This window comes from Isoptericola sp. NPDC060185 (assembly GCF_042728595.1).
In the GTDB taxonomy this organism is placed as follows: domain Bacteria; phylum Actinomycetota; class Actinomycetes; order Actinomycetales; family Cellulomonadaceae; genus Isoptericola.
Map to the genome: position 1 here is coordinate 25,298 of NZ_JBHWYY010000044.1, position 6,721 is coordinate 32,018.

Consider the following 6,721-nt stretch of genomic DNA (forward strand, 5'->3'; position numbering starts at 1 on the left):
GGCCCGCATCGTCCTCACGGACGGTGCGGGCCGTCGTCGTACGCGGGGACCCGGCGCCGGGCCCCGCGTGTGCGCCTGCAGCGAAAACGGCCCGGTGCGGGACGTTTCGCCGCACCGGCGCACGTTAGGGTCGATCGACGGCGATGACGAAGGAGACGGACGTGAACGACTTGCTGCGGATGGACGGTGCGACGCCGGTGGCGCGCGCCGATGGCCCGGGCCTCGGCCTCAACGACTCCATCTACAACCGGCTCCTCAAGGAGCGCATCATCTGGCTCGGCTCGGAGGTGCGCGACGAGAACGCGAACGCCATCTGCGCCCAGATGATGCTGCTGGCCGCGGAGGACCCGGACAAGGACATCTGGCTGTACATCAACAGCCCCGGCGGCTCGATCACCGCCGGCATGGCGATCTACGACACGATGCAGTACATCCAGCCCGACGTCGCGACCATCGCGATGGGCATGGCGGCGTCGATGGGGCAGTTCCTGCTCTCCTCGGGCGCCAAGGGCAAGCGCTACATCACGCCGCACGCGCGGGTGCTGATGCACCAGCCGTCCGGCGGCGTCGGCGGGACCGCGACCGACGTGCGGATCGGCGCGCAGCTGATCATGCACATGAAGAAGGTGCTCGCGGAGCTCACGGCCGAGCAGACCGGCCAGCCGCTCGAGCGGATCCTCAAGGACAACGACCGGGACAACTGGTTCACCGCGGAAGAGGCGCTCGAGTACGGGTTCGTCGACCACGTGGTCACCAACGCGTCCTCGGTCTCGGGCGGCGGCGGCACCGCGGCGTCCTGACGATCCCCACCGACATCCACCTGAGGAGACCACAGTGAGCTACTCCGAGGAGTACCAGTTCGCCCTCCGGGCGCAGAACCTGGCCGGCGCCGCGGGCCGCCCCGGCGGCGTCGCGCTGCCGCACGGCGCCCCGTCGTCGCGGTACGTGCTGCCGCAGTTCGAGGAGCGCACGGCCTACGGGTTCAAGCGTCAGGACCCGTACACCAAGCTGTTCGAGGACCGCATCATCTTCATGGGCGTCCAGGTCGACGACGCGTCGGCCGACGACATCATGGCGCAGCTGCTTGTCCTGGAGAGCCAGGACCCCGACCGCGACATCATGATCTACATCAACTCCCCGGGGGGCTCGTTCACCGCCATGACGGCGCTGTACGACACGATGCAGTTCATCAAGCCGCAGATCCAGACGGTGTGCCTCGGCCAGGCGGCGTCCGCCGCGGCCGTGCTGCTCGCCGCCGGCCAGCCGGGCAAGCGGCTGGCGCTGCCCAACGCGCGCGTGCTGATCCACCAGCCCGCGATGGAGGGCGGCGGCTACGCCCAGGCGTCCGACATCGAGATCCACGCCAACGAGCTCATCCGCATGCGCGAGTGGCTGGAGTCGACGCTGGCGGCGCACACGGGCAAGTCCGAGGAGCAGGTGCGCGAGGACATCGAGCGCGACAAGATCCTCACCGCCGCGCAGGCGAAGGACTACGGCCTGGTCGACCAGGTGCTCGAGAGCCGCAAGCCGGCCGCCCTCGCGGCGCGCTGACCTGCGACGTCACGAGGTCCGCGACCTCCTCGACAGGGGGACGCGGACCTCGTGTCACGACGCACCGGGGTACTCGGCTGACAACGACGCCCCCGTGGTGTGGAATGGATGCAGGACCCAGCACTCAGGACATGGAGGCTCCCGGTGGCTCGGATCGGTGACGGCGCAGACCTGCTCAAGTGCTCGTTCTGCGGAAAGTCGCAGAAGCAGGTCAAGAAGCTGATCGCCGGCCCCGGCGTGTACATCTGCGACGAGTGCATCGACCTGTGCAACGAGATCATCGAGGAGGAGCTCGGCGAGGCGGCGGAGCTGGGGCTCACCGAGCTGCCGAAGCCGCGCGAGATCTTCGACTTCCTCGAGCAGTACGTCATCGGGCAGGAGCCGGCCAAGCGGGCCCTCGCGGTGGCCGTCTACAACCACTACAAGCGCGTCCAGGCGGGCGAGGCCGCGCGGGACGGCGACGACGCCGTCGAGATCGCGAAGTCCAACATCCTGCTCATCGGCCCCACCGGTACCGGCAAGACCTACCTCGCGCAGACGCTCGCGAAGATGCTCAACGTGCCGTTCGCCATCGCCGACGCCACGGCCCTCACCGAGGCCGGCTACGTGGGCGAGGACGTCGAGAACATCCTCCTCAAGCTGATCCAGGCCGCCGACTACGACGTGAAGAAGGCCGAGACCGGGATCATCTACATCGACGAGGTCGACAAGGTGGCCCGCAAGGCCGAGAACCCGTCGATCACGCGCGACGTCTCCGGCGAGGGCGTGCAGCAGGCGCTCCTGAAGATCATCGAGGGCACGACGGCGTCGGTGCCCCCGCAGGGCGGGCGCAAGCACCCGCACCAGGAGTTCATCCAGATCGACACCACCAACGTGCTGTTCATCGTGGCGGGCGCGTTCGCCGGCCTCGACGACATCGTGGCCTCCCGCGCCCGCAAGCGGGGCATCGGGTTCAGCGCCCCCATGGAGACCGCGGCCGACGACGACCTGTTCGCCGAGGTGCGGCCCGAGGACCTCCAGAAGTACGGGCTGATCCCCGAGTTCATCGGCCGGCTGCCCGTCATCGCCTCCGTCTCGCCCCTGGACCGCGACGCGCTGGTACGCATCCTCACCGAGCCGCGCAACGCGCTCGTCAAGCAGTTCCAGCGGATGTTCGAGATCGACGGCGTCGAGCTCGAGTTCGAGCAGGAGGCCATCGAGGCGATCGCCGAGCAGGCACTGCTGCGGGGCACCGGGGCGCGCGGCCTGCGGGCCATCATGGAGGAGGTCCTCCAGCAGGTGATGTTCGACGTGCCGAGCCGCGACGACGTCGAGCGGGTCGTCGTGACCCGCGAGGTCGTGCTGGAGAACGTCAACCCGACGCTGGTGCCGCGCACGTCGCCCGTGCGCCGTCGCCCCCCGCGGGAGAAGTCGGCCTGAGCCTCGCGGACGCCGGCCCTCGACCTGCGTCTCAGCGCGCGTAGAGCGCGTCGACCTCGTCCGCGAAGTCGCGGAGCACGAGGTCCCGCTTCACCTTCAGCGAGGGCGTGAGGTACTCGTTCGCCTCGGTGAAGTCCCCGTCGAGCACCCGGAACTTGCGGATCGACTCCGCGCGGGAGACCGCGGTGTTCGCCTCCTCGACGGCGGCGTCGAGCGCCGCGAGCACGCGCGGGTCCGTGCGGGCCGCGCCCACGGACATCGGCGGGATGCCCTGCGTGGCGAGCCAGCCGGGCAGCATCTCCGCGTCCAGGGTGACGAGCGCGCCGATGAACGGGCGCTTGTCGCCGACCACCACGACCTGCGAGACGAGCGGGTGCGCCCGCACCCGGTCCTCCAGCGGGGCCGGGGCGACGTTCTTGCCGCCCGCGGTCACGATGATCTCCTTGGTGCGGCCCGTGATGCGCAGGTGGCCGTGGTCGAGCGCGCCGACGTCGCCGGTGCGGAACCAGCCGTCCACCAGGGCCTCGGCCGTGAGGTCGGGTCGCCCGCGGTAGCCGCGGAACAGGTGCGGGCCCGCGACGAGGACCGCGCCGTCGTCGTCGATCCGCACCGAGGTGCCGGGGAACGGCGGGCCCACCGTCCCGATGCGCAGGTCGGACGGCAGGTTGACCGCGGTGGGCGCCGTCGTCTCGGTGAGGCCGTAGCCCTCGAGCACGGTGAGCCCCGCCCCCCGGAAGAAGTGACCCAGGCGGTCGCCCAGCGGGGCGCCGCCGGAGATCGCGTACCGCAGCGCGCCGCCCATCGCCGCCCGGAGCTTCGCGAGGACCAGCCGGTCCGCGACGGCGTGCTTCAGCCGCAGCGGGACGGGCACCGTGCCCTCGTCGAGTGCGCGCGAGTACGCGCCGGACACGCGCGCGGCCCAGCTGAAGACGCGGCGGCGCGCGCGGGAGCCGGCACGCTGCTCGGCCGAGTTGTAGACCTTCTCGAACACCCGCGGCACCGCGAGGAGGAACGTGGGCCGGAAGGTCCGCAGGTCGTCCGTGAGGGTCTTGACGTCCGGGAGGTGGCCGAGCACCGAGCCGCTGGCGATCACCGCGACCTGGATCAGCCGCGCGAAGACGTGCGCGAGCGGCAGGAACAGCACCGTCCGTGCGCCGTCCGCCTCCAGCAGCTCGGGGAGCGCGAGGCGGGCGTTCATGGCGAGGTGCGCGAAGCTGCCGTGCGTGAGCTCGGCGCCCTTGGGGCGGCCCGTCGAGCCCGAGGTGTAGACGATGGTCGCGAGGTCGTCGCGGCGCACCGCGTCCCGCCGGGCGACGACGTCGGCGGCGGGCACGGACGCCGCGGCCTCGCGCAGCGCGTCGACGGCCCCCGTCGCGATCACGAGGACGTCCTCGAGGTCGGGCAGCTCCGCGTCCACCTGGCGCACGGCGTCGGCGTGCGCGGGCGTCTCCACCACGACGAGGCGCGCGCCGGAGTCCGCGAGGATCCAGCGCACCTGGTCGGGGGAGGAGGTCTCGTACACCGGCACGACGACGGCGCCGACCGCCCACGCCGCGAAGTCGAGCAGCGTCCACTCGTAGCGCGTGCGGGACATGATGGCGACGCGGTCGCCCGCCTGGATCCCGCGGGCGACGAGCCCGCGCGCCACCGTGACGACGTCCGCCTGGAACTCGCCGGCCGTCACCGGCACCCAGGCGCCGCCCGACGTCGCGCGCCGCTCGATGAGGGGACGATCGCCGGCCCGGGCCACCCGCTCCGCCAGGAGGGTGCTGATGCTCGTGCCCTCGGGCACCTCCACGAGGCTCGGCGTGGTCGCGACCGTCATCTGTTCTCTCTCCGTGCGTCGGGTCGGCCGTCTCAGGCCGAAGAGGGACCTTACACGCTCGCGGGCTCGTAGGATCGACCCATGCCCGACACCCCCGACGAGACCACACCCGTGCCCGCGCCGGCCGGCCGACCCGCCGACGACGGGATGCCGCAGGAGATCCTCGACCTGCGCGCGAGCATCGACAACATCGACGCCGCGCTGGTGCACCTGCTCGCCGAGCGGTTCAAGATGACCCGGCGCGTGGGCGAGCTCAAGGCCGTGGGTGGGCTCCCGCCGGCCGACCCGTCCCGCGACCGGCAGCAGGTCGACCGGCTCAAGGGGCTCGCCGCGGGCGCCGGCCTCGACCCCGAGTTCACCGAGCAGTTCCGCAACTTCATCGTCTCCGAGGTGATCCGGCACCACGAGTGCATCGCCGCGGAGCACGCCGCGGGCCGCCTCAAGGGCGAGCTGCCGGCCCTGGACACCTACGCTTGAAGGGGTGAGATCTGACCCCGGCGTCGGGGTCGTGACCCTCCGGCCGACGCGGTGGCGTCGGCCGCGTTTCCGTCGCAGGCTGGAGGCCACAGCCGACGACGGACCTCAGGGGGATCACGAATGAAGATCGACTGGCTCAAGCCCCTCGTCGGCCGCCCCGGACCGTTCGCGACCGTCTACCTGGACGCGACGCCCTCGGCCGAGGCGGGCGACAGGGACGTCGCGAACCGCTGGCGGGCGGTGCGACGTTCCCTCGAGCGGCAGTCCGCACCCTCGGCGGTGCTCGACGAGCTCGAGGCCGCGGTGCTGCGGCCCACCCGGGTGGCCGGTGCGCACGGCCGGGTGCTCATCGCGGTGGACGGCGGCGTGGCCGTGGACCGCGTGCTCCGTACTCCGCCCGCCGTCGCGACGGGCGTCTGGCTGCCCGTCCCGGCGCTGCTGCAGGCCGCGCTCGCCGCGGACGAGACGGTCGACGCGCTGTGCGTCGCCGTCGACCGGAGCGGAGCCGACTTCTGGCCCTGCGACGCGGTGGGACGGCCCGGCGGCGCCCGCGAGACGTTCGAGGGACCCAGCGACGAGGTCAGCAAGACGTCCAGCACCGGCACGAAGCGCGCCATCATCGAGTCGCGCGCCGAGGACTCCTGGAAGCGCAACGCCGCCGCCGTGGCGGCCGAGATCGACCGCCGCGTGGCCGAGGGGCGCCCGGAGGTCGTGCTGCTCACCGGCGATGTGCGCGCGGTGAACCTCGTGCGCGGCGAGCTCGGCCAGGACGCCGCGCGGCGGACCGTCGAGGTCGCCGGCGGCGGGCGCGGACCGGGCATCCGGGCGGACAGCTTCGAGGCGAGCGTCGAGGACGCCCTCGACTCCTACCGGGAGCGGCGGCGCGAGGTCGTGCTCGCCGAGTACCGGCAGGACCAGGGGCGCGAGGAGGGCGCCGTGTCGTCCGTCGACGACGTGGTCGCCGTCCTCGCCCGCGGGCAGGTGAAGGCGCTGGTGCTGTCCGAACAGCTCGCCCTCGACGCCGCCGCCGTGCTCACCGCGCCGAGCAACGGCACCGGGGAAGCGGACCTCACCGGGTTGCTCGGCGGCCGCACGCTGTGGATCGGGCCGGACCCGATGCACGTCGCGACCTCCCGCGGCGACCTCGAGGACCTCGGCGTCACCGACGGGCTCGAAGAGCTGCCCGCGCCGTCCGCCCTCCTGCGCGCCGCCATCGCGCAGGACGCCGCGCTGACGTTCGCGCCCGAGGGCTCCGTGGACCTGATGGACGGCGTCGGCGCGACGCTGCGGTGGCACGACGACGGCACGCCGAAGGAGGTCGCCGCCACGATGAGCGGCGACGGTGACCGGTTCACCACGCCGAGGTAGGGCGGTGCCGAGGTAGTCCCAGATTTGCCGAGGTAGTTCGAAAAATGCCGAGGTAGTTCGTGCGGGCCGCAGAATTGCGGC

The 6,721-nt window shown here is 72.3% G+C and carries 6 protein-coding genes; 5 read left to right on the plus strand and 1 reads right to left on the minus strand.

Features of this window, described 5'->3' with window-relative positions:
- The first annotated feature begins 179 nt into the window (after positions 1–179).
- From ACFWDO_RS14365 to clpX, 3 genes are all read left to right on the plus strand, one after another.
- Positions 180–800, plus strand: coding sequence for an ATP-dependent Clp protease proteolytic subunit (locus ACFWDO_RS14365; protein ID WP_380326085.1), 621 nt, complete (start codon positions 180–182; stop codon positions 798–800).
- 34 nt (positions 801–834) lie between these two features.
- Positions 835–1,551 (plus strand): ATP-dependent Clp protease proteolytic subunit, encoded by a 717-nt coding sequence (locus tag ACFWDO_RS14370; RefSeq protein ID WP_380326082.1) that lies wholly within the window; start codon positions 835–837, stop codon positions 1,549–1,551.
- 144 nt (positions 1,552–1,695) lie between these two features.
- On the plus strand, positions 1,696–2,970 hold the full coding sequence (gene clpX, locus ACFWDO_RS14375) for an ATP-dependent Clp protease ATP-binding subunit ClpX (RefSeq protein ID WP_380326079.1): 1,275 nt from the start codon (positions 1,696–1,698) through the stop codon (positions 2,968–2,970).
- 31 nt (positions 2,971–3,001) lie between these two features.
- Here clpX and ACFWDO_RS14380 read toward each other — a convergent pair whose 3' ends face one another.
- Positions 3,002–4,795: an AMP-dependent synthetase/ligase gene (locus ACFWDO_RS14380; RefSeq protein ID WP_380326076.1), complete on the minus strand. Its 1,794-nt coding sequence runs from the start codon at positions 4,793–4,795 to the stop codon at positions 3,002–3,004.
- 81 nt (positions 4,796–4,876) lie between these two features.
- Here ACFWDO_RS14380 and ACFWDO_RS14385 point away from each other — a divergent pair, with 81 nt between their 5' ends.
- A complete protein-coding gene (locus ACFWDO_RS14385; protein ID WP_380326073.1) occupies positions 4,877–5,272 on the plus strand; it encodes a chorismate mutase in 396 nt (131 codons plus the stop codon).
- 120 nt (positions 5,273–5,392) lie between these two features.
- Positions 5,393–6,640, plus strand: coding sequence for a hypothetical protein (locus ACFWDO_RS14390; protein ID WP_380326070.1), 1,248 nt, complete (start codon positions 5,393–5,395; stop codon positions 6,638–6,640).
- The last annotated feature ends 81 nt before the right edge of the window (positions 6,641–6,721 follow it).

Excerpts from the sequence above, each read along its gene's own strand:
- ACFWDO_RS14365 (WP_380326085.1), top strand. The coding sequence starts at position 180 with ATGGACGGTGCGACGCCGGTGGCGCGCGCCGATGGCCCGGGCCTCGGC.
- ACFWDO_RS14380 (WP_380326076.1), bottom strand. The coding sequence starts at position 4,795 with ATGACGGTCGCGACCACGCCGAGCCTCGTGGAGGTGCCCGAGGGCACG.
- ACFWDO_RS14385 (WP_380326073.1), top strand. The coding sequence starts at position 4,877 with ATGCCCGACACCCCCGACGAGACCACACCCGTGCCCGCGCCGGCCGGC.
- ACFWDO_RS14390 (WP_380326070.1), top strand. The coding sequence starts at position 5,393 with ATGAAGATCGACTGGCTCAAGCCCCTCGTCGGCCGCCCCGGACCGTTC.